This window comes from Pseudomonas sp. B21-021 (assembly GCF_024749205.1).
GTDB classification, from domain to species: Bacteria; Pseudomonadota; Gammaproteobacteria; order Pseudomonadales; family Pseudomonadaceae; genus Aquipseudomonas; species Aquipseudomonas paraglycinae.
In genome coordinates this window covers 2,408,612-2,429,302 of the sequence record NZ_CP087192.1, presented here as the reverse complement: position 1 = coordinate 2,429,302, position 20,691 = coordinate 2,408,612, and the positions used below count along the sequence as shown (strand labels likewise).

General features: G+C 56.0%; 19 protein-coding genes. 12 read left to right on the top strand and 7 right to left on the bottom strand.

Going from position 1 to position 20,691, the window contains the following annotated elements:
* Window positions 1-67 precede the first annotated feature (67 nt).
* Window positions 68-1,300, bottom strand: coding sequence for a M20/M25/M40 family metallo-hydrolase (locus LOY31_RS10820; protein ID WP_085607617.1), 1,233 nt, complete (start codon window positions 1,298-1,300; stop codon window positions 68-70).
* 84 nt (window positions 1,301-1,384) lie between these two features.
* Window positions 1,385-2,458, bottom strand: coding sequence for a diguanylate cyclase (locus tag LOY31_RS10815; protein WP_085607619.1), 1,074 nt, complete (start codon window positions 2,456-2,458; stop codon window positions 1,385-1,387).
* 190 nt (window positions 2,459-2,648) lie between these two features.
* Between LOY31_RS10815 and LOY31_RS10810 the strand changes: the two genes are divergently transcribed.
* The 8 genes from LOY31_RS10810 (at window position 2,649) to LOY31_RS10775 (ending at window position 15,351) form a co-directional block, all read left to right on the top strand.
* The gene (locus tag LOY31_RS10810) at window positions 2,649-4,103 is read left to right on the top strand and encodes an NAD(P)/FAD-dependent oxidoreductase (protein ID WP_085607621.1); all 1,455 of its coding nucleotides are present in this window, start codon (window positions 2,649-2,651) and stop codon (window positions 4,101-4,103) included.
* Window positions 4,104-4,119: 16 nt separating this feature from the next.
* Window positions 4,120-5,058 carry an alpha/beta fold hydrolase gene (locus tag LOY31_RS10805; RefSeq protein ID WP_007956226.1) on the top strand — a complete coding sequence of 313 codons (939 nt, stop codon included), beginning with the start codon at window positions 4,120-4,122 and terminating at the stop codon, window positions 5,056-5,058.
* Between the two features lie 111 nt (window positions 5,059-5,169).
* The gene (locus LOY31_RS10800; RefSeq protein WP_085607624.1) at window positions 5,170-6,555 is read left to right on the top strand and encodes a VOC family protein; all 1,386 of its coding nucleotides are present in this window, start codon (window positions 5,170-5,172) and stop codon (window positions 6,553-6,555) included.
* Window positions 6,556-6,869: 314 nt separating this feature from the next.
* Complete coding sequence (locus LOY31_RS10795) at window positions 6,870-7,385, top strand: Hcp family type VI secretion system effector (protein ID WP_003226246.1); 516 nt, start codon at window positions 6,870-6,872, stop codon at window positions 7,383-7,385.
* A 130-nt stretch (window positions 7,386-7,515) separates the two neighbouring features.
* Window positions 7,516-9,558: a type VI secretion system tip protein TssI/VgrG gene (tssI, locus tag LOY31_RS10790; RefSeq protein WP_085607626.1), complete on the top strand. Its 2,043-nt coding sequence runs from the start codon at window positions 7,516-7,518 to the stop codon at window positions 9,556-9,558.
* On the top strand, window positions 9,548-10,285 hold the full coding sequence (locus LOY31_RS10785) for a DUF4123 domain-containing protein (protein ID WP_085607628.1): 738 nt from the start codon (window positions 9,548-9,550) through the stop codon (window positions 10,283-10,285). The genes tssI and LOY31_RS10785 overlap by 11 nt, the downstream gene beginning before the upstream one ends.
* Complete coding sequence (locus LOY31_RS10780; RefSeq protein ID WP_258713231.1) at window positions 10,286-14,980, top strand: RHS repeat-associated core domain-containing protein; 4,695 nt, start codon at window positions 10,286-10,288, stop codon at window positions 14,978-14,980. It begins immediately after the preceding gene.
* A complete protein-coding gene (locus LOY31_RS10775; RefSeq protein WP_074687771.1) occupies window positions 14,977-15,351 on the top strand; it encodes a hypothetical protein in 375 nt (124 codons plus the stop codon). The genes LOY31_RS10780 and LOY31_RS10775 overlap by 4 nt, the downstream gene beginning before the upstream one ends.
* An 11-nt stretch (window positions 15,352-15,362) precedes the next feature.
* On the opposite strand, the gene LOY31_RS10770 is transcribed toward LOY31_RS10775, so the two are convergent.
* On the bottom strand, window positions 15,363-15,908 hold the full coding sequence (locus tag LOY31_RS10770) for an RNA 2'-phosphotransferase (protein ID WP_221535083.1): 546 nt from the start codon (window positions 15,906-15,908) through the stop codon (window positions 15,363-15,365).
* Window positions 15,909-16,092: 184 nt separating this feature from the next.
* Between LOY31_RS10770 and LOY31_RS10765 the strand changes: the two genes are divergently transcribed.
* From LOY31_RS10765 to LOY31_RS10755, 3 genes are all read left to right on the top strand, one after another.
* On the top strand, window positions 16,093-16,383 hold the full coding sequence (locus LOY31_RS10765; protein ID WP_085607634.1) for a hypothetical protein: 291 nt from the start codon (window positions 16,093-16,095) through the stop codon (window positions 16,381-16,383).
* A gap of 116 nt (window positions 16,384-16,499) precedes the next feature.
* The gene (locus tag LOY31_RS10760) at window positions 16,500-16,892 is read left to right on the top strand and encodes a hypothetical protein (RefSeq protein ID WP_221535082.1); all 393 of its coding nucleotides are present in this window, start codon (window positions 16,500-16,502) and stop codon (window positions 16,890-16,892) included.
* A gap of 44 nt (window positions 16,893-16,936) precedes the next feature.
* Window positions 16,937-17,242 carry a hypothetical protein gene (locus LOY31_RS10755; RefSeq protein WP_085607638.1) on the top strand — a complete coding sequence of 102 codons (306 nt, stop codon included), beginning with the start codon at window positions 16,937-16,939 and terminating at the stop codon, window positions 17,240-17,242.
* A 57-nt stretch (window positions 17,243-17,299) separates the two neighbouring features.
* On the opposite strand, the gene LOY31_RS10750 is transcribed toward LOY31_RS10755, so the two are convergent.
* On the bottom strand, window positions 17,300-18,118 hold the full coding sequence (locus LOY31_RS10750; RefSeq protein ID WP_221535113.1) for a VanW family protein: 819 nt from the start codon (window positions 18,116-18,118) through the stop codon (window positions 17,300-17,302).
* Between the two features lie 244 nt (window positions 18,119-18,362).
* On the opposite strand from LOY31_RS10750, the gene LOY31_RS10745 reads away from it, so the two are divergent.
* Window positions 18,363-19,181, top strand: coding sequence for a glycosyltransferase family 2 protein (locus tag LOY31_RS10745; protein WP_179695611.1), 819 nt, complete (start codon window positions 18,363-18,365; stop codon window positions 19,179-19,181).
* Between the two features lie 328 nt (window positions 19,182-19,509).
* On the opposite strand, the gene LOY31_RS10740 is transcribed toward LOY31_RS10745, so the two are convergent.
* The 3 genes from LOY31_RS10740 to LOY31_RS10730 form a co-directional block, all read right to left on the bottom strand.
* Entirely contained in the window at window positions 19,510-20,094 is a 585-nt protein-coding gene (locus LOY31_RS10740) for a hypothetical protein (protein ID WP_085607644.1), read from the bottom strand.
* Between the two features lie 83 nt (window positions 20,095-20,177).
* Window positions 20,178-20,357, bottom strand: a complete 180-nt coding sequence (locus LOY31_RS10735) for a hypothetical protein (protein ID WP_221535081.1) — start codon at window positions 20,355-20,357, stop codon at window positions 20,178-20,180.
* Window positions 20,358-20,368: 11 nt separating this feature from the next.
* Window positions 20,369-20,611, bottom strand: a complete 243-nt coding sequence (locus LOY31_RS10730) for a hypothetical protein (protein WP_127797575.1) — start codon at window positions 20,609-20,611, stop codon at window positions 20,369-20,371.
* Window positions 20,612-20,691: the final 80 nt, after the last annotated feature.

The following is a 20,691-nucleotide window of genomic DNA, read 5'->3' as shown; positions in this document are numbered from 1 at the left end:
GGCTTATTACAAACAAAGCAAGCAGCCTACGTTCACGACGACTGCTTAACTCTGATATATCAAACTACTATTTCGCCAACTCCATAATCATCCGCGACAACAGATAAATCCGCGGTGCCACACTCTCCACCTCCGCGTATTCCTCCGGCGTATGAATGTTGCCGCCAACAATCCCGAACCCATCCAGCGTCGGCGTCCCAACCCCGGCCGACAAACTCGCATCCGCCGCCCCACCGCTGCCTTCTTCGGTCAACTTGCGGCCAATCTCACCGTAAATCCCCTGGGCCATCGCCATCAAACGATCCGACTCCGCCGTCTGCGGCATCGGCGGCAAGCCGCGCTGCAATGAAGTTTTCACCTCGGTGTCAGGAATCAACTTGTCCTGCGACACCCGCGCCAGATCCTTCTCGATCCGGTCGAACTCTTCCGGCACTGCCGCCCGCACGTCAGCCTTGGCCGTGGCCTGATCCGGGATCACGTTGGTGCGGTCGCCGGCCTTGAGCACGGTGAAGTTGATGGTGGTTTTCTTGGCCTCGTCGCCGAGCTTGCCCAGTTGCAGGATCTGGTGCGCCGCCTCCATCGCCGCGTTGCGCCCCAGTTCCGGTGCGACGCCGGCGTGGGCCGCCTTGCCCTTGACCTCGACCAGCGCGGTTGCGCTGCCCTTGCGCCACACCACCAGACCATCGGCCGGGCGGCCCGGTTCGAGGTTGAGGGTAACGTCATGAAGCTTGGCGGTTTTCTTGATCAGGTCGGTGGCGACGTCCGAGCCGGTTTCCTCGCTGGCATCGAGCAGGAAGGTGATTTGCGCGTAGTCCTTGAAATCGAGGTTCTTGAGGATTTTCAGCGCGTAGATGCTGGCGACGATCCCGCCCTTGTCGTCCATCACGCCCGGCCCGTAGGCGCGGCCGTCCTTGATGTGGAACGGTCGCTCGGCGGCGGAGCCTTCCTTGAACACCGTGTCCATGTGTGCCATCAGCAGGATTTTCGCCTTGCCGGTGCCTTTGAGCGTAGCGAGTACGTGGTTGGTTTTTTCCGGGGTGTTGGGCACCAGCTCGATGGTGGCGCCGAGCTTTTTCAGCTCATCGATGGCGATGTCGCTGACTTGCTTGAGCCCCGGCTCATAGCCGGAACCGGAGTCGATATTGACCAGGCGTTCGAGCAGCTTCAGGGCTTCGGGTTTGTACTGTTCTGCGTAGGCCAGCACCTGTTTGTGCGGTTCGGCGAACGCGCCAGCGGTGGCGAAAGACAGGGTCAGGCCGAGACCGGCGGCCAGCAGGGAACGAGGGAATTTGAACGTCATGAATCAATCCTTGTTTCGTGTCGGGTACTGAACCGTACCTGACATCGCGCCAAGGCTCTATCCCGGATGCGACACCCAATCCGTTCAAACCGAATCGAATACCTCGCGCCGTGGCTTGTCGTCGCTGCAGCAGATCACCCGGTTACGCCCGCCGGCCTTGGCTTCGTACAGCGCCTGATCGGCGTCATCCAGCCAGCGTGTCGCGTCGCCGTGAGCCGGATCGAGCGCCGCCAGACCAATGCTCAGGCTGACTTTCAGCGCCGGGTTCTGTTCGTACACCAGAAAGGAAAAACGCTCACGCAACGCTTCCATCGCCTGCGCCGCGTTGAACAGCGGCAAGTCCGGCAGGATCACGCAAAACTCGTCGCCGCCGTAGCGCCCCGCCACATCGGCCATACGCAGGTTCTGCTTGAGCATCTTGCTCAGCTGGCGCAGGACGATATCGCCGGCCACGTGGCCGTAGGTGTCGTTGATTGCCTTGAAGTGGTCGATGTCGATCAGCGCAATCGCCGCGCCTGTCTGCTGGCGTTTGCAGCGTTCGAATTCGACTTCCAGTTGATCCTTCCAGGCGCCGTGATTGAGCAGACCGGTGAGGCTGTCGGTGCGGCTCAGGGCCAGCAATTCGCGTTTATGCAGGCCGAGGGTGTAGGCCTGGCGAAAGCAGATCCAGCCCAGCGCCAGCGGATACAGCATCAACAACGGCAGACAGGCATAGAGTTGCGCCGGTGTGGTCATCGGGACAAACGCGGGGGCAAACACCACCAGTCCAACGCCGACGCCGAGCAACTGCGCCGCCGCCCCGGCCAGCAGAAAACGCAGGCCGCCGATGGCGACGTTGTTCATCGCCATCATCGAAATGGTCGTGGCGCTGGGCAAGGGATTGAAGTGCATGGCGGCGACCCAGAAGCCACCGAGGAAGGCGTCGATCAACAGGTTGCGGTGTTCGGCGTGGTACGGAACCTTCGCCCGGCGGGCCCATTGATACGCGAGGTGCGGCCAGACCAGACCGTTAAACAGCATCAGCGCCCAGACCCAGGCCGGCGGGTCGAGCGGATACATCGCGACGCTCACGCACAAAAGCCCCAAGACCAAGCCGAGGGTTCGCGATGTATAAAGCCTCCTGGCCAGTGAAAGTCCCTTTCCTCCCGTTCTTCCCATAGGGGCCTCGACCACTCAACGGCACTGCGCAGGCCGCAGACCGGATGTGCTGAGAGTCTATCAGGGCGACGTTAAATAGCCATCACCGGCCAGCGGGCCGAATACCCCGTCATTACCGCCATACGGCAGGCAAATGTTTGGCTATACATGAAAGTAGGAAAATGGAAAAAAGACTCTAAGAAGGAGGCCCATGCAAACCTACCAAGTGTTGATCATCGGCAGCGGTTTTGGCGGCCAGTGCGCGGCGGTCAATCTGCTCAAGGCCGGTATCGACGACTTTCGCTTGCTGGAACGCCGGGACTTTTTCGGCGGCACCTGGTGCCAGAACACCTACCCCGGTGCAGCGGTGGATGTACCGTCGCCGCTGTATTCCCTGTCCTTTGCGCCTTACCGCTGGACCCAGATGTTCGCCGAACAGGCTGAACTGCACCGCTACACCGACCATGTGGTCGAACGCTTCGGCCTGCGTGATCGGGTGGAACTGCAGGCCAACGTCGAACGCGTCGAATGGGACGACACCGAAAAACGCTGGGCCGTACACACCGGCACCAAAGGTATTTTTTATGCGCAGTTCCTGATCAATGCCACCGGGCCACTGAGCCAACCGGTTATCCCACACTTCCCCGGCCAGGATCGCTTTCAGGGCAAGACCTTTCATACAAACAATTGGGACCACAGCTACGACTATCACAGTAAACGGGTGGCGATTGTCGGCAGCGGTGCCAGTGCGGCCCAGGTGATTCCGGCGATTGCACCGAAGGTCGCCCGATTGCACGTGTTTCAGCGCACCGCGCACTGGGTGCTGCCCCGGGCCGACCGTACGTTCGGTCGGTTCCAGCGCTGGCTGCTGGGTCTGAAACCCGCCTACAAACTGCTGCGCTGGATGATCTACTGGCAATTCGAAACCCGGGTCATCGCCTTCAAATACTCGAAACCGGCGATTCACATGGTGCAGAGCCAGGCCCTGAAGTTTCTCAAACGCCAGGTGACTGACCCTGAGTTGCGGAAAAAACTGACACCGGACTTCACCATCGGCTGCAAACGGGTGCTGCTCTCCAGCACCTATTACCCGGCGCTGACCCTGCCCAACGTCACGCTGCACAGCCGCGAACAGGGAATCGCCAGCCTCGACGAAACCGGCATCGTCACCACAGACGGCCGGCACATCGACGTCGATCTGATCGTCTGGTCGACCGGTTACGACGCCACCGACGGCGTGATTTCCTACCCGGTCAGCGGAAAAAACGCCGTACAACTGCGCGACATCTGGGCGCAATACCCGCGCGCCTACCTCGGCACCAGCCTGCCGGACTTTCCCAACCTGTTTATCGTCACCGGGCCGAACACCGGCATCGGCCACACCTCGGCGCTGTTCATCATCGAATCGCAGATGAACTACATCCTCGACTGCATCCGCACCTTGCAGGCCAAAGGTCTGCGCAGCATCGAAGTTCGCCCCGAAGCAGAACGTACCTACACTCAGATGATTCACCGGGAGATGGAACGCACGGTCTGGAAAACCGGCGGCTGCCACAGTTGGTATCAAAGCAGGAGCGGTCACGTGATCGCGATGTTCCCCGGCTTCAGTTTCAGCTACCACCGGTTGACCCGGACGCTGAAACCGGCTGACCACATTCTGTCTTGAACAAGGAAGACCCACGATGCTTTTGCTGTTTGTCGCCCTCGCGGTTTTCGTGGCCTGGAGCTGGTTGAGTTACCCGGCGGTCGGCCATTGGCTCTACGATCTGAGCGCGGCCCTGGAGGCCAGGCTGTACCGGTTGCACAAGATTGAAGTTCCGATTGCCGAAATGACCGTGTCGACCTGGCAAGGCGGGCCTTATGAAGCGTCAAGCAGCATTTTGATGCTGCACGGCTACAGTGCCGAAAAGAACTTGTGGCTACGCTTTGCCCGGCATTTTGTCGGGCAGTATCGGGTGATCATCCCGGACCTGGCCGGCCACGGCGAGACCGGCTTCAAGGCCGGCGGTGGCTACGACATTCCGGTGCAGGCCAAGCGCATGATTCAGTTGCTCGACGTCTGCGGCGTCGAGAAGGTCCATGTGATCGGCAACTCCATGGGCGGTTACATCGCCGCGTGGCTGGCGGCGACCTACCCGGACCGCATCGCTTCGGTGGCGCTGATCGACCCGGCCGGCGTCACTGCGCCCGAAGCCAGCGACATGGAGCGCCACCTGGCCCGCGGGCACAATCCGTTTCTGATCAACTCCCGGGAAGAATTCCGACGCTTCTATGCGATGACCATGGCCTCACCACCGTGGGTACCCGGTCTGGTGCTCGACGCGATCGCCCAGCGATACGAGCAATGTCGCGATGAACTGGAAGAGATCTTCCGGGATTTTCGCGCCAGCCCGCCGATGGAGCCGAAACTGCCGGACATCAAATGCCCGGCGCTGTTGCTCTGGGGCCGCAAGGACCGGTTGATCGACGTCAGCAGCGTGCCGGTCTGGAGCAAAGGCATCAGCAATTTGCGAGTCGATGTCTGGGACGGCGTCGGCCATATGCCGATGGTCGAGCAACCGTCGAATACGGCACGTCTGTATCGGGAATTTCTGGGGGAGAATTCGCGTCAGGACAGGTAAACGGTCAGTCGTTGGCAGAATGAAGTTCGTAGGATTCTTCGTTTGCCCGCGTCGGCGAAGGCTGCGATCTTTTCCGACATCCTTTACGTGACCGTGCCAGGAATTTTTTTCATGACCGTGCAGCCTTTCGTCAGCCCCGACCTGATCCGCCAACGCTTCTCCAAAGCGATGTCCGACATGTACCGCGAAGAAGTGCCGCTGTACGGCGCGTTGATGGAACTGGTGGAACAGACCAACCGCGACGTGCTGGCACGCGAACCGCAGATCGCCAGTCAACTGCACAGCACCGGCGAAATCGAACGGCTGGACATGGAGCGCCACGGCGCAATCCGCGTCGGCACCGCCGCTGAACTGGCCACCCTCGCCCGCCTGTTCGCGGTGATGGGCATGCAACCGGTAGGCTATTACGACCTGACACCTGCCGGGGTGCCGGTGCATTCCACGGCATTTCGCGCGGTGCATGAAGAGGCGCTGCAGGTCAGCCCGTTCCGGGTGTTCACTTCGTTGCTGCGACTGGAATTGATTGAAGACCCCGAGCTGCGAGCCTTTGCTCAATCAGTGCTGGATAAGCGTTCGATCTTTACGCCTTCGGCGCTAAGGCTGATCGAACAGGCAGAAGCCGCTGGCGGCCTGAATGAATCCGAGGCCGGGGAATTTGTCCTGCAAGCGCTGGAGACTTTTCGCTGGCACCACAGCGCCACCGTCACCGCTGCGCAATACCAGACCCTCAGCGCTCAGCATCGCTTGATCGCCGATGTCGTGGCCTTCAAGGGTCCGCATATCAACCACCTGACCCCGCGCACGCTGGACATCGACATCGTCCAGGCGCAGATGCCGCAGCACGGCATCACGCCCAAGGCGGTGATCGAAGGCCCACCGCGTCGGCAGCACCCGATCCTGTTGCGTCAGACCAGTTTCAAGGCGCTGGACGAGCCGATCGCCTTCACCGACCAGACGCAAACCCGAGGCAGCCACAGCGCACGCTTCGGTGAAATCGAACAACGCGGCGCGGCGCTGACACCCAAAGGCCGCGCGCTGTACGACCGCCTGCTGAACGCGGCGCGCGATGAACTCGGCGATTTCTCCAACGAAGCCAATGCCTCACGCTACAACGCGCTGATGACCCAGCATTTCAGCGAATTCCCTGACAGCCTCGAGGGCATGCGCGAGCAGGAACTGGCGTACTTCCGTTATTTCCTGACAGACAAAGGGCTGGCGGCGGGTCATCCCGCTGATGTTTCGCTGCAGGCATTGTTGCGCGACGGCTATGTGAAAGCCGAACCGCTGGTGTACGAAGACTTCCTGCCGGTGAGTGCAGCGGGGATTTTTCAGTCGAACCTGGGAGACGCAGCGCAGACGCACTATGGCGAGCATTCCAACCGACAGGCGTTCGAGCTGGCGTTGGGGCGTTCGACCATTGATGAGTTGGGGTTGTATGCCGAAACCCAGCAACGCTCGATCGAGGAATGCCTCGCTTCAATCGCCCGCTCCGCGTGAAAAGCGGCGATTGGCCATACTGCGCAAGAAGTTGCGCACTTGCTCCCTGAAAACGCTCACCGATTCCGCTGGAGGCCATGTGTTTCAAGGCCTCCAGCCAAGTGCGCAAGAAGTTGCGCAGTACTGCGCAACTTCTTGCGCACTTCCAGCCACGTCGCTGTTTAAAAAACGCTCAAAACCGCGAAGCAGAGCGGCGAAGTCCCCAGCTCCCGGGTATGTGCCAAAAGCTGGCACGCTCCTTGATAACAGTCAGGCACCCACCGGGCGATTTCGCCTCCCGGGCACCCTAACTTTATCCGCAAGGAGCACCTCCCATGGCAACACCAGCGTACATGTCGGTTACCGGCGAAAAACAAGGCCTGATCACTGCCGGCGCCTTCACCGCCGACTCCGTTGGCAACACCTACCAGGAAGGTCACGAAGACCAGGTCATGGTTCAGGCGTTCAGCCACGACGTGATCATCCCGCGTGACCCGCAATCCGGTCAGCCAACCGGTCAGCGCGTTCACAAGCCAGTGATCATCACCAAGGTCTACGACAAGGCTTCGCCACTGCTGCAAGCTGCTCTGACCTCCGGCGAGCGCATGAGCGAAATCGTTATCCAGTGGTACCGCACTTCGGCTCAAGGTACCCAAGAGCACTACTACACCACCAAACTGGAAGACGCGATCATCGTCGCCATCAACAACAAAATGCACAACTGCCAGGATCCAGGCAACTCGCACTTCACCCACCTGGAAGAAGTGCAGTTCACCTACCGCAAAATCACCTGGACCCACGAAGTCTCCGGTACTTCGGGTTCCGATGACTGGCGTGCTCCAGTCGTTTAATTACGGCTGATCGTTTCAAGCATCGGCCAGCTCTGCTGGTCGATGTTGTTTACGCCCCTCCAGAATTTCGCGTGCGTTGAACCGCCTGGCGGTCGTCGACACACGCCGCATGCAGCACGAGGAACAAGGGATGTTCGCGCCGGCCAATGAAACCCACTTTGCCCTGACCATCGAAGGTCTTTCCGCCGATTTCCAGGTGTTTACCCTTACCGGTCGGGAAGCCGTCAGCCAGCCTTTCGTATTCGAGGTGGAGCTGGTCAGTGAGCAGCCGTCGCTGGACCTCGAAACCCTGCTGCACAAACCGGCCTTCCTGCAACTGTCGCCCGACGGCAGCGGCATCCACGCCCTGATCTACCGCGCCGCGCAAGGCGATTCCGGCAAGCGCCTGACGCGCTACTCCGTGACCCTGCGCCCGCAACTCGCGTACCTCGCCCACCGGATCAACCAGCGGATCTTCCAGAACCTCAGCGTGCCGAAAATCATCGGCAAGGTGCTCGAAGAACACGGCATCCAGGGCAACGCCTATGAGTTTCAGACCGGTTCGATCTACCCCGATCGCATCTACTGCGTGCAGTACGACGAATCGGACCTGCATTTCATCCAGCGCCTGTGCGAAGAAGAAGGCATTCACTACCACTTCCAGCACACCGCGACGGCGCACAAACTGGTGTTCGGCGATGACCAGACGGTGTTTAAGAAACTGGCGCCGGTGGCCTATCAGCAGGACTCCGGCATGGTCGCCAGCGACCCGGTGATCAAGCGCTTCGACCTTCGCCTGGAAACCCGCACCAGCCGCACCACCCGCCGCGATTACGACTTCGAAAAACCGCGGATCACCCTCGAAAGCGAAAACCGTGGCGACGCCCTGCCCGACCTCGAGGACTACGATTACCCGGGCCGTTTCGTCGACCGCGAACGCGGCAAACACCTGGCCAAACGCGCCCTCGAACGTCATCGCAGCGACTTCCAGCTCGCCGAAGGCAAGAGCGACCAGCCGTTGCTGGTCAGCGGCCATTTCCTCGCGCTGAAAGAACACCCGAAGGCCAAGTGGAATGACCTGTGGCTGCTCACCGAAGTCCATCACGAAGGCAAGCAGCCGCAAGTGCTGGAAGAGTCGGTCACCAGTGACACCACCGCGCTCAAAGACGATTTCCATCAGGGTTACCGCAACCGCTTCCAGGCCACCCCGTGGGACGTGCCGAACCGCCCGCCCCTCAATCATCCAAAGCCGCGCATCCTCGGCAGCCAGAGCGCCGTGGTCACCGGCCCGAAAGGTGAAGAAATCCACTGCGACGAATACGGCCGCGTGAAAGTCCAGTTCTACTGGGACCGCGACGGCCTCGCCGACGACAAGACCAGTTGCTGGCTGCGCGTCTCCAGCGCCTGGGCCGGCGCCCAGTACGGCGGCATCGCCATCCCGCGCATCGGCATGGAAGTGCTGGTCACCTTCCTCGAAGGCGACCCCGACCAGCCGCTGATCAGCGGCTGCCTGTACCACAAGGAAAACACCGTCCCCTACGCCCTGCCGGCGAACAAGACGCGCACCACCTTCAAGACCCTGAGCTCGATGGGTGGCGGCGGCTTCAACGAACTGCGCATCGAAGACAAGAAAGGCCAGGAACAGATCTTCCTCCACGCCCAGCGCGACTGGGACGAGAACATCGAACACGACCAGAAAATCCGCGTAGGCAACGAACGCCACGACGTTGTGGAAAAGAACAGCTACACGGAATTCAAGGCCGAAGAACACCACACCGTTTACGCAGACCGCAAAGTCGAAGCACGCGCCAACGACCACCTGACCGTGGGCGTGAACCAGCACATCAAGATCGGCACCGGGCAATTCATCGACGCCGGCCAGGAAATTCACCTGAGCAGTGGCATGAAGGTGGTGCTGGAGGCTGGGGCTGAACTGACGCTGGTCGGCGGTGGCAGCTTCATAAAGATCGATGGCGGCGGCGTGACCATGAGCGGGCCGGCGATCAACATCAACTCAGGCGGCGGACCGGGCAGCGGCACTGGTGCTGCGCCATTGATGCCGGGCGTGCTGAAACAGGCGGATGCCGACAAGGCTGGCGCCGTACTGACGCCGGCGCAAATCAACACCCTCAAACGTAATGCGCCGTTCTGCGAAGAGTGTGAAAAATGCAAGGCAGGTGCCTGTGCCATCTAATCGACTGACACCCAAAGACTGGCTGGGGCAACAGCCGCTGCAGAAAGACGAGCGGCTGTATCTGGTCATCAGCGCCGCCAGCGATGCCGAAGCGCTCAAAGCCCTGTATCAGAGCGAACCGTCCGTACAGGCCATTCCCGTCTGGGGCGGAACGCCCTACTCCACCTGGCAACCGGTGATGCCTTACGTCGCCGAACTCAAGGCCAACTCGGCCTTCCTGCCCTGGATCACCGAAACCGACGCCCTCGACTGGGGCTGGCTGGCGGTCTCCCGCTCGGACCCCAACGAAGTTTTCGAACATCTGCGCAGTTTGACCCAAGTGAAGATGCCGGACGGGACCGAAGTGTTTTTCCGGTTTTGGGATGGGCGGCATATCTATCCGATTCTTGAGGGGTTGGGTGAGACGGCGGGGGAAGTGTTGCCGGTTTTTGAGCGGTATCTGATTAATGGGCGAAGCCTGGAAGTCGGGCCGAGGGTGGTGCCGAAGGCGAAGGATTGGCCGTGGTGGGAGGTGCCGAAGAAGTTGCTGGATCAGTTGGCGAAAGAGGATCACACGACCCTGATCGGCAACTTGATGCAATGGCTCGAAGAAGCACGCCCGGACCTCTACAGCGCGTGGCCCGAGAACAACCTGAAACTGAAAATCACCCGTTTCGTGCGTCGCCCGGATGCTCCGGACAACCTTAAAGAAGCACTGTTAAACCACCTGATTCTGGAGCAAGGCTAAATGATCGCGAAGGAACGCATTGCTTTCATTGACAAACAACTCAACACCTTCAAAGACAGCTTGACGCTTTATCAGGAGCAAACAAAAACCTGGTATGCACAACTTGCTGACAAAGGCAGCCGAACTGCAGACTTGCCTTCACTGTTGGGCATGGAACGCATCATAAAGGTCGGAAGTACCAGCAAATCGGTGAGCATGACCGACGGCGACTTCACGTCGAACGTGGCTCGGTGCCCGCTGAAAGGCCCCCTGCTGATCGAAAGCAAATTCGAATCGGTTTATGACATTCCACTGGGCAATATCGACGTTGAAATCATTGCTGTGGAAGGTGGGGCAATCAGCAAGGTCAAGCTCGACGCCCAAGGTAAGGCAAGCTGGACTGGCGGCATTCCCGGCAAGTTTTACAAAATCCGCGTTCACAACGAAGTGACGCCTGGCCAGATCGATACATTGTTCAATTCCTACAAAGGAATCACGGCTGATCTGGAAGGCTTCCTGCGCAAAGAATGGGCCGGGTTCAAACCGCAATGGTCGAATTTGTCCGCATCCGGCATGGCTATGGCTGTTGGCAGCGGGATTCTTGAGGGTGGCTGGGAAGCCATCAAAGGGGTGTGGGATGGCATCAGCCTAGTGCTCGACATCCTTCAGGATCCGGGAAAGTTTGCCAAAGATTTGGGAGCGGGCACCCAAAAGTTGATTGATCTGGCCAAACAATCTCCAGACGTCATGAAAAAGGCGATGTTACTGGCCAGCGACGAAGCTGCATTGTTCTTGATGGTACGCAGTGCCGTGATCTGGTTGGCAGGTTTACCACCAACGAAACTGGCAGGTGAATCAGCAAAGATGACAACTGCGGTGGTGGTCGGCATCGCCATCGACATCGTGATTGGTATCGTGCTGACCATTGCTGCCGAAGGTACGGGCGTAATCTATCTCGCCGCCCGCCTGAAAAAATACGGCCAAATCATCATCAAGGCTGTCACTGGTTTTGTGGAGTCGGTATTCAAGATCATCAAAGGATTCATGGAATACGTCGCCAAATACACCGCCGTTGCGGCGCGTGGGGTGACGGCAAAGGTGAGAAACGGCATCTCGGAATTGCGTTTTGACGGTAAGCGAGTGACAACCGTCGAAGCACCAAAAGCCCATCACGACGCGCCTGCACAATCCAAGACGCCTGACGAAAAAAGTGCAACTTGCGCTAAAAACACATGCACGAATGGTTGCCCGGTTTCGATGGTGACCGGCGAAGAACTGCTGACACTGACTGATGGGGAACTGGATGGTACTTTGCCTTTTTCCTGGACTCGTCTTTATCGCACTAGCGCAGCAGAAATCGATTGCGGCCTTGGCTATGGCTGGAGTCATGCGCTGGCACAACGGGTTGACGTCAACAATGATGAAGTAGTCTGGACTGACCACGAAAATCGAGTTATCACATTCCCGCTGCCGAGCCTGCAACGTCCAGCAATAACAAACAGCCTTTCTGAAGCCGCAATTTTTATTGGTGATGATCCCTCTGAGCTCATCCTTGCTCAGGCTGGCGAACGCTCCCAGTTTTATCATTTCCGCTACAACCGCACCGGCGCAACACTGATTGCTGTCAGCGACGCGTATGGCAACAGGCTGCATATCACTCGCGATATCCATGGCCGCATCAAGCGAGTCGATAACGGCGCAGGTCGTGCGTTGCTTCTGAGGTATGACCGCAAACACATCGTAGCCATCGAATATCAGCAATTCATCCCAGCAGACACTCTGGAAGATGCATGGAGCACAATCCAGACCATAGTTGCTTATAGCTACGACTCAGAACATCGACTGATCGCGGCAAAAAACGCAGCAGGTGAAACGGAGCACTACGCATACAACGCTCAGAACGTAATCCTAGAACGGCGCCTGGCTGGTGGTGCCATCTTTTACTGGGAATGGGAGAAGGAAGGTAAATCTGCCAGGTGCATCCATCACTGGGCTAACTTTTCGCAAATGGACACGCACTACGCTTGGGATGATAAAGGTAGTGTCACTGTCACCAATGCGGACGGCAGTGAAGAGGTCTACACCCACGATGACAAAGCACGACTGGTCGCCAAAGTTGACCCTGACGGTGCTGAAAATCTCAAAGCCTATGATGACAAGGGTCGTTTGGTCGCAGAGCAAGATCCTTTAGGTGCAATTACTGAATTCCATTACAACGAAACCGGGCGACTGATTGCGGTTATTCCACCAGAAGACGAACCCACCGGCTATGAGTACAGCCGTGGATTCGTGAGCAAGGTCAGTCGCGGAAAAGCCACTTGGAAGTACCAACGCAACAACCAGGGCGATGTAACGCAGCAGACTGATCCAGATGGCAACACGACCCACTACAGCTACGACAACCGGGGACGACTGCTGGAAATCAGTTACGCCGACGGTGGCCGTCATCAATTGGGCTGGAACAACCTTGGCCAATTGTTGGAGGAGCGCCTCCCCGACGGCGGTAAGCGTAAATATCGCTACGACGCACTCGGCCGGCAAATCACGCGCCAAGATGAGTCCGGCCAGATTACCCAGTATCAGTGGGATGCCGCTAACCGTCTCTCGCAAATCACCCTGCCAGGCGGAGCCACTCGCGCTTACACCTACAACCCATATGGGCGCGTGACTGCCGAACGCGACGAACTCGGCCGCGTCACCCGTTACGAATATGCCGACAACCTGCACCTTGTCAGCCGTCGCATCAATCCTGACGGCAGCCAGCTGCGCTATCGCTACGACAACTCGCGCCTGCTGCTGACCGAAATCGAAAACGAACGCGGCGAGCATTACCACCTCGATTACTTCCCGAATGGCCTGATCCAGCAAGAAACCGGCTTCGACGGTCGTCGCACTGCATACGAATACGACCTAAATGGCCAGTTGCTGAAGAAAACCGAATTCGGCGATGACGGCAGCGAGTTGGTGACTGAATACCAACGCGATGCCGCAGGCAGGCTTCTGGTGAAAACTCTTCCCGATGGCGAAGAAATTCACTACAGCTACGACGCCCTCGGCCGCCTGGTCAACGTCGACGACGGACACTGGCCGCTCGCCTACGAATACGACCTGCAAGATCGCCTCGTCACCGAACACCAAGGCTGGGGCACCTTGCGCTATGAGTACGACAGCGTCGGCCAGCTCAAGCACTGTCGCTTGCCCGATGGCAGCAAACTCGATTACCGCCATCAACCCGGCGGCCTGCTCAGCGGCATCGATCTCAACGGCTCGCGCCTGACGTCTCACCAGTTCAGCGGTGGTCGCGAACAGCAGCGCCAGCAGGGCCTGCTGCTCAGCCGGTATCAATATGACGAACAGGGCCGCTTGCAGGCTCACAGTGTCAGCCAACGCGACAAAAACCTGCTCCAGCGCCGCTACAACTACGACGCAAACGGCAACCTCGCCGGTATCGACGACAGCCGCAAAGGTAGCCGCAGCTACCACTACGACCCGCTTGATCGCTTGATCAGCGTTCGTGGCTCGACACCGGAAAGCTTTGCTCATGATCCGGCCGGTAACCTGCTCGGCCAGAACAACGAAGGCACAGCCAACCTCGCCAACGTCAAAGGCAACCGTCTGCTGATGCAGGGCGACCGCCACTACGACTACGACGCCTTTGGCAACCTGATTCGCGAACGCCGTGGCGCTGGCCAGAAACTCGTCACTGAATACCGCTACGACTCCCAGCATCGACTGATCGGCGCGAGCCTGCCGGGTGGCAGCACCGCGTCCTACAAGTACGACGCTTTCGGTCGTCGCATCGAGAAAACTGTCGATGGCCATACCACCGAATTCTTGTGGCAAGGCGAACGTCTGATTGCCGAAAGCGGTGACAATCGTTATCGCACTTATATCTACGAACCCGGCAGCTTCCGCCCGCTGGCCATGCTCGACGGCGAAGGCCCGCGCAAGGCAACGCCGTTCTACTACCAGCTCGACCATCTCGGCACACCGCAGGAGCTCACCGACTACAGTGGCGAGATCATGTGGTCCGCGAAGTACCGCGCCTACGGCAACCTCGCGGCGCTGGACGTCAGTGAAATCGATAACCCGTTGCGCTTCCAGGGTCAGTACTTCGATGCGGAGACAGGCCTACACTACAACCGTCATCGCTACTACAATCCAGAGTCTGGACGTTTTCTGACCCCTGACCCGATCAAGCTTGCGGGTGGGTTGAACAGCTATCAGTATGTGCCCAACCCTACCGGATGGGTCGATCCATTAGGTCTGAGCTGCACACCTGGCGCTTGTCCAAAAGTTCAATCCATAGACCCTAATGAGATACGCTTCTCCCAAAATAGCGTTTCCTATAACAAAGTGGATAGAGGAACCGGTGCAAACTTCAACTATGATGATCTTGTCAGCTCGATGAAGAAAAATGGATGGCAGGGCGATCCTATTGATGTAGTCCGCATGCCAGATGGAAAGCTTACCAGCATGGATAACACCCGTGTTAGAGCTGCACGAGAGGCAGGTATAAAAGTTGAGGCGAGAGAGTGGAAGCCAAACGATCCACTATCAGAAAGTAACAGAGAGCGATTTGAGGTAAACGATGTGATGCCCGACACGTGGGGTGAGGCATTGCAACTTAGAATTCAAAAACAAAAGCCGAAAAGATTTGGCAATGAAAACCCACATGGCTCTGACGACTTGCCAAAACTAACAGGAAAAAAATGAAGATCTTTCTCGATATTGAACAAATAGAAAACTATAACTTCCCAAGCGAATTTATAGAATTCGCAACCATGGAGCCTAAACCAGACATTGAGCCTTGGTGGCTATTAGTATACAAAGAAGGAAAAATAAACAATTGGCACAACACACTAAAAAAACTTTACCCAAAACGCACTCTAGTGCCTTTCGCAAAATTCAGCGCGAATGATGACATTGCTTGTTTTGAGGGCGAAGATTTATCTGGAAATCCAAAAGTTTTAATAATACACGCCTATGCTTCGGAAGGATGGGAGCTTCATGGAGAATATCCTGATTTTTGCACTTGGCTAAAAACAGCCATTGAGACCCATGCAGAATGGAACGAAGAAAATTGAAAAAATAACTATTAAATTTTATCTAAATACTCAGGGGGCACTGAGGATATCAACCAAATATTATTCTCTGCCCTAAAAAAAACGAACCCATCAAGAAACATTTCATGACTTTTCACGCGTAGAACAACGGATGACCCATACCGCTGACCAACGTCAAAAGCTAAGTCCTTATTTTCAGTCAAGTGCACGTAATGCCTAGCCCCAGCTTGCAACCCTTCTTTAAAAATTGAGTCAACAAAGCGATAGGCAGTACCATGATATAAATAACAAGGAGGCTGAACGACAGGGTAATCACGAGTTACCAATTTTGACGAATGCCCTTGTACAGCACGAACATACACCCCATCCTCTGAGATCTCAAATCGTCGCTTATCGCTTCCCAACACTACCCTCTTCACAACCTCATCATCCGCCACCACCCCTAACTTTTGCATCCCTATCAGAAGACTGTCGAGCCTTGCCCAACCCTCTGAATCTAAATGCAGCCCAACAGATTCAGGTTTATGACGCAGCAGAAAACTCATGGTTTTACTTAGACGATCAACTTCACCAGTCATAACAATTTCCTAATAGCAAAGAGCACGAATAACAACCATACAAAAATATATAACAATTAAAACATGAAAACAAATCACCAATTAAAGGCTACAAATTTATTTTCCGCCAAAGAAAACAAATCCAACCTTTCTCACCAGCCAATTTTTCATGACAAAAATAATCGTCTGACTTTCGGAAAGATCAATGTTAGAAAACAATAAAACAATAGAAATCAATGGAGAGGACGCCCTTGAGGTTCTAGAGGAAATTGAATTTATCTTGATTTCGCTGCACAAAATGGGAAGCTACTATTGCGACAAGCCTGTCAACGATTATCAAAAAGCGACTACCGATTTTATTGACAACGAGAAGGTGACTCAAAGACTTGCGAAGGTGAGAAAAATCATCTCTACAAAATTTGATTCAACCCTCGGAGAGGATGACATGGACGATATTGAGCGTCATATGGAAGGAATCCAATTTTGGAAGCCTTAGACAACCTTTCTCTGCTATTCCAATAATTCGGGATTAACTCTAAAAACCATTTGGCATTTTTTTAGATTTTCCAATCAAAGAAAAACCTCATCAAAAACCCTCCGACTAATAATCTCATGAAAATCACTATATCGCGCATAGTTAAAATCCACACAGAAAAGACCCTTGTTGAATTCTCCACCCTTTATGGAGAAGGTCTTTCAAGCTTATTCACTCTAGAGGCAAGAGAAAACCGTCCCTATGACGTCGAAATAAATATTGATGATGATTTTTATTGGGGTAAAAACATCTTCACCTCAATGAGCAACACACCCTCAATTCGCCACGAAGCCGAAATAACCTATATAACAGCAGAGCTAATTTCTATTACCGAAGATGGATGCGGTTCGCTGAGACTTGGCAATTCCATCATCTTCATCTCACTAAAAAACGACAATAAAGATCTTATATTTCCGAGTTTTGTTGAGATCTTAGCTATTCAAATCACCCTTTACCCAACTAACATCTGAGCAGTGCTCACCCCCCCCCCTCAAATACCTCTGGATATAACTAAATGAACACAAGCAAAATCATCACCCTCGGAGGCAAAATAACTCTCGATGACATTTCCCAGCTTGATCAAACAATCGACATTTCTCTCGAAATAGAAAACTTGAAGGAAGACCTTTTTCAAGCGACTTTCCCATGCGGCCAAATACTCGATATCGGATGGTATCCAGAATTCAGCACATACGGTTCCTTTGTAATCTCTCTAATCCGCAATCAAGACTGGCAAAATCCTACTCATTGTGAAAAAGCCAAAAACTGGGCAGAGCTGAAAATCGCGCTAGAGAACATATTAAAAAACCTGGAAAGCTAGTATCGATAAACGCTTCCGATATATGGAGTAAACCACCTTACCAAAACAACATCACCGCTATCCCCCCTCAATCATCCCCTCCAAAACCTCATACTTAACCACCACCCGATTCCCATACAACCGCTCCCTCTCCATCAACGCTCCCACCTGCCCCTTCTCCCTCACCTCCCGCCAAATCTCATTCTCCCGATACACCCGCTCCCCCTCTCGCACAAACCGATGCCCCACCCCAAACACGTGATACCGATAAGCCCGCTCCCGGTCGCACAACAACTCCCCCTCCAACTGCGTCTCTCCGACCTTCAATTTCAGCTGAAAACTGCGATCCGTCGGGTTGTGCAGTACCAGGTCGATGTAGTTATAGAAGATCGCCGCGCCGGAGCCGAATGGCAGGACGCGGCCGTCGTCCGGGAAGGGATCGAAGCTGTGGTTGGCGCGTTCGATGACGACCAGGGGTGAGTGGATGGCCATCCAGTGGATGAGGTTGCTGAGTTGGCAGATGCCGCCGCCGATGCCGGTGCGGGCTTCGCCGAATGAGAGTTCCATGCCTTCGACGTAGCCGCGTTGGCGGGTCGGGCGGCCGACGAGGCGGCAGAAGGAGAAATATTCGCCGGGGGCGATGGTGACGCCGTCGATGGCGGCGACGGCGAGTTTGAGGTTGATGACTTTGTTGTGTTGCAGCGCGAGGTCGGAGTCGCCGAGTTTGCGGATCAGTTTTGAGGTGTGTTTGAGGTAGCGGTAAGGCAAGCGCTCGGACGTCGGGGCAGGCCGCGCGTAGCGTTTGCTCGAGCAGTGCCAGGCGATGTGGCGGAACAGTCTTTTTTGCCGCACGCGCAGCCAGTAAAGGGCCGGGTGGTAGAGGGAAAGTGGTTTCATCCGTGGCGAACGGCGCGGGCCGTTGTCTTCCTTGAGCTTTAAAGGGCGGCGCATCTTACCGTGGAACCGCGCTTGATCGCCAAGCGCCTCACCTGTGTCGCAAGCCGTAACAAGTCGCCCGACCCGGGCGCTCGAAAATTAAGCTTCAACTAAGGTTGCGTCCCTACCATCCGGGCCACAAAGCAGCGGTTCTGTGTGCTGATTGCCGTCAGCAGAACCCTTCAACTTGAAGTGAGCCCAGACCATGAGTGCGATCGATTCCACCTCAAAACAACTGCCCGCCTTCAGTCTTGTATTGGTCAATTACAAGACGCCGGAAATAACCCGGATGTGCCTGGAGTTTCTCCAGCAATACGTCAAGGATCATCAAATTCCGGTGTGGGTGGTGGACAACGATTCCGCCGATGAAAGCCTGATCTACTTGCGGTCCCTGGACTGGATCAACTTGATCGAGCGCCCTTCACCCGGCAAGGAAGCGGGGCATATTGCTCATGGCAAGGCACTTGATCTGGCACTTGCGAAAGTTGAAACCGATTACCTGTTTTTGCTGCACACCGACACTTTCGTTTTTGACAGTACTGTCTTTTCGATGATGATGAATGAGTGCATGCAATCTTTGGATACAGCGGCGGTAGGTTGCGTCGAGCAATTGGATCGCGGCGTGCTTAGAGACACCTGGCGTTTGTCTTCACGTTATTTCAAACACTATTTCCGCCGGGCAAAACAGCAATTGGGGTTGCCGTCCAGAGATCCAAAACCCTACCGGGAAACTCACCTGAAAAGCTTCTGCACCTTGTGGAATGCACGGCTGATCAAGGTTCACGGGCTGCATTTTTCGATGGACGACCGGGTCCCGGGATACACGCTGCAGGATCGTTTAAGCAGCCTTGGCTACGGCATCAAATGTCTCTCGCCGCGGACGATCTTCCGCTACCTCGATCACATCCAGGCCGGCACCGTGGCAGCTATCGGTGGATACGGCACACAGCACCGCCGCACCACCATGTATCAGGAAACGCTCAAGCGCCTGCAGTTACAACAAGGCATGCGACCTGCAAAATAGTAAGACAATAAAAAAGGGCGACTTCAAAGTCGCCCTTTTTGCATCTGAATTCTTTGGCCTCCACTCCGAGGAGGTGTTCGCCCAGTGTAATGGCCTGGCAATCCATGCACCGGTAAAGAGCCCTGACACTGGGCGAACGCGAAGGATTTTAATGGAAATTGGCGGATATGTCGTCCTGCTTCAACATGAAATTTATGTACTGAAAAGTTAAAGAAAATATTCGTCGATATTTCCCGACAAACTTTCTGACATCACCACCTCGAATACTTCATATGACTGTTCTCATACAATTACTTGTACAAGAACAGTCATTCTGTAGAGTCAATACTCAACTTTCATGCTGACTGGTCACTTTTAATACATCGGTGTAAGTGACTACGACGCTCTGTCCGACTTTCAGGTTTTTCAGTTTGGCCTGAATCTCGGGCTTTTCGACGTTGAGGGTTTTCGACTGGCCCGACGGGTTTTCCAGGGTGACCTGGTTTTTCGCCAAATCAATTTTGGTGATTTTCAGTTGTACCTGAACCTGGCGAAAGGCCTCGCCACCGGGGTTGCTGCTGCCCACTGCGTTGCGCAGTTCACCGGTGCGCTCGGTGGAGCCAGGCAGACCTTTATCCACGTCGGTGTCCAGATAAGCGGCGACCGAACGTGTCACCTCGATCTGGACCAGATCCCCCACCTTGAGATTTCCGAGGTTTTTCGCCTTGTCGCTGAGCTGAATGTGCACCTGGCGACCTTCCGCGCCTTCCAGAACCACTTGATGATTGGCCGGGTCAACCGCCAGCACTTTGGTGGTGACCCGGTCGGCCTCGACAGCGGCCGAAAGCGGTATATCGGCGGCCACCGCCGAAAAGCTGGCAGTAGAAAGGACAGTGGCAAGTGCAATGGCGTGCGTCAGTGCTTGGAGCTTCATAAGCGGTACTTTCCCTGTGATGGATGGCAACACCCGGCGCCAACGTGGTCAGCGACGGATGTGCCAGTGAGCATAGACGCGCTTCAGGGTTTGTTCCGTGATCGTTGCGCAGTGTCCTGCGCCGTGGACTCGCCACTGGGGGTGCCTTTACCGGAGCTCTGCCGCTGTTTGGGATCGGTGGGGCGCAGCGCGTCGTTGTCGCGCTCGGTTTCACCCGGCGGACGAGGTTCATCGGGGTGCTCGCTATCAGGAACAGTCTTCATGTCGGACCTCCTCAGGCTTCCGGGTCATCGAGTTCCCGCGTGACGTTCACAGCAGGTGAGTCCTTGTGCAGGTCATCGGCTTTGGCTCTAAGGATCTGCCACTGCTCAAGATCGATGGCACCTTGACCAAGCAAATCGTCAGCAATGCGCTGCAGATCGAAGTAATGGGCATCCGGGGATTGTTGCCAGTACGTCTGATCGTCAAACATTTGCTGCCAGGTCGTCAGGTCTGGAGATTTCAGTTCCTCGCTCATGGATCGGATCCTCGGCCATGTTCCTCGGTAGAGGGGGCATCCCGGACAGAGTTCCAATCGATTCCTTCGCGGCACGGCGC

Coding starts and splice junctions, on each gene's coding strand:
- LOY31_RS10820 (WP_085607617.1), bottom strand. CDS start 1,300: ATGACGTTCAAATTCCCTCGTTCCCTGCTGGCCGCCGGTCTCGGCCTG.
- LOY31_RS10815 (WP_085607619.1), bottom strand. CDS start 2,458: ATGGGAAGAACGGGAGGAAAGGGACTTTCACTGGCCAGGAGGCTTTAT.
- LOY31_RS10810 (WP_085607621.1), top strand. CDS start 2,649: ATGCAAACCTACCAAGTGTTGATCATCGGCAGCGGTTTTGGCGGCCAG.
- LOY31_RS10805 (WP_007956226.1), top strand. CDS start 4,120: ATGCTTTTGCTGTTTGTCGCCCTCGCGGTTTTCGTGGCCTGGAGCTGG.
- LOY31_RS10800 (WP_085607624.1), top strand. CDS start 5,170: ATGACCGTGCAGCCTTTCGTCAGCCCCGACCTGATCCGCCAACGCTTC.
- LOY31_RS10795 (WP_003226246.1), top strand. CDS start 6,870: ATGGCAACACCAGCGTACATGTCGGTTACCGGCGAAAAACAAGGCCTG.
- tssI (WP_085607626.1), top strand. CDS start 7,516: ATGTTCGCGCCGGCCAATGAAACCCACTTTGCCCTGACCATCGAAGGT.
- LOY31_RS10780 (WP_258713231.1), top strand. CDS start 10,286: ATGATCGCGAAGGAACGCATTGCTTTCATTGACAAACAACTCAACACC.
- LOY31_RS10775 (WP_074687771.1), top strand. CDS start 14,977: ATGAAGATCTTTCTCGATATTGAACAAATAGAAAACTATAACTTCCCA.
- LOY31_RS10770 (WP_221535083.1), bottom strand. CDS start 15,908: ATGACTGGTGAAGTTGATCGTCTAAGTAAAACCATGAGTTTTCTGCTG.
- LOY31_RS10765 (WP_085607634.1), top strand. CDS start 16,093: ATGTTAGAAAACAATAAAACAATAGAAATCAATGGAGAGGACGCCCTT.
- LOY31_RS10760 (WP_221535082.1), top strand. CDS start 16,500: ATGAAAATCACTATATCGCGCATAGTTAAAATCCACACAGAAAAGACC.
- LOY31_RS10755 (WP_085607638.1), top strand. CDS start 16,937: ATGAACACAAGCAAAATCATCACCCTCGGAGGCAAAATAACTCTCGAT.
- LOY31_RS10750 (WP_221535113.1), bottom strand. CDS start 18,118: ATGAAACCACTTTCCCTCTACCACCCGGCCCTTTACTGGCTGCGCGTG.
- LOY31_RS10745 (WP_179695611.1), top strand. CDS start 18,363: ATGAGTGCGATCGATTCCACCTCAAAACAACTGCCCGCCTTCAGTCTT.
- LOY31_RS10740 (WP_085607644.1), bottom strand. CDS start 20,094: ATGAAGCTCCAAGCACTGACGCACGCCATTGCACTTGCCACTGTCCTT.
- LOY31_RS10735 (WP_221535081.1), bottom strand. CDS start 20,357: ATGAAGACTGTTCCTGATAGCGAGCACCCCGATGAACCTCGTCCGCCG.
- LOY31_RS10730 (WP_127797575.1), bottom strand. CDS start 20,611: ATGAGCGAGGAACTGAAATCTCCAGACCTGACGACCTGGCAGCAAATG.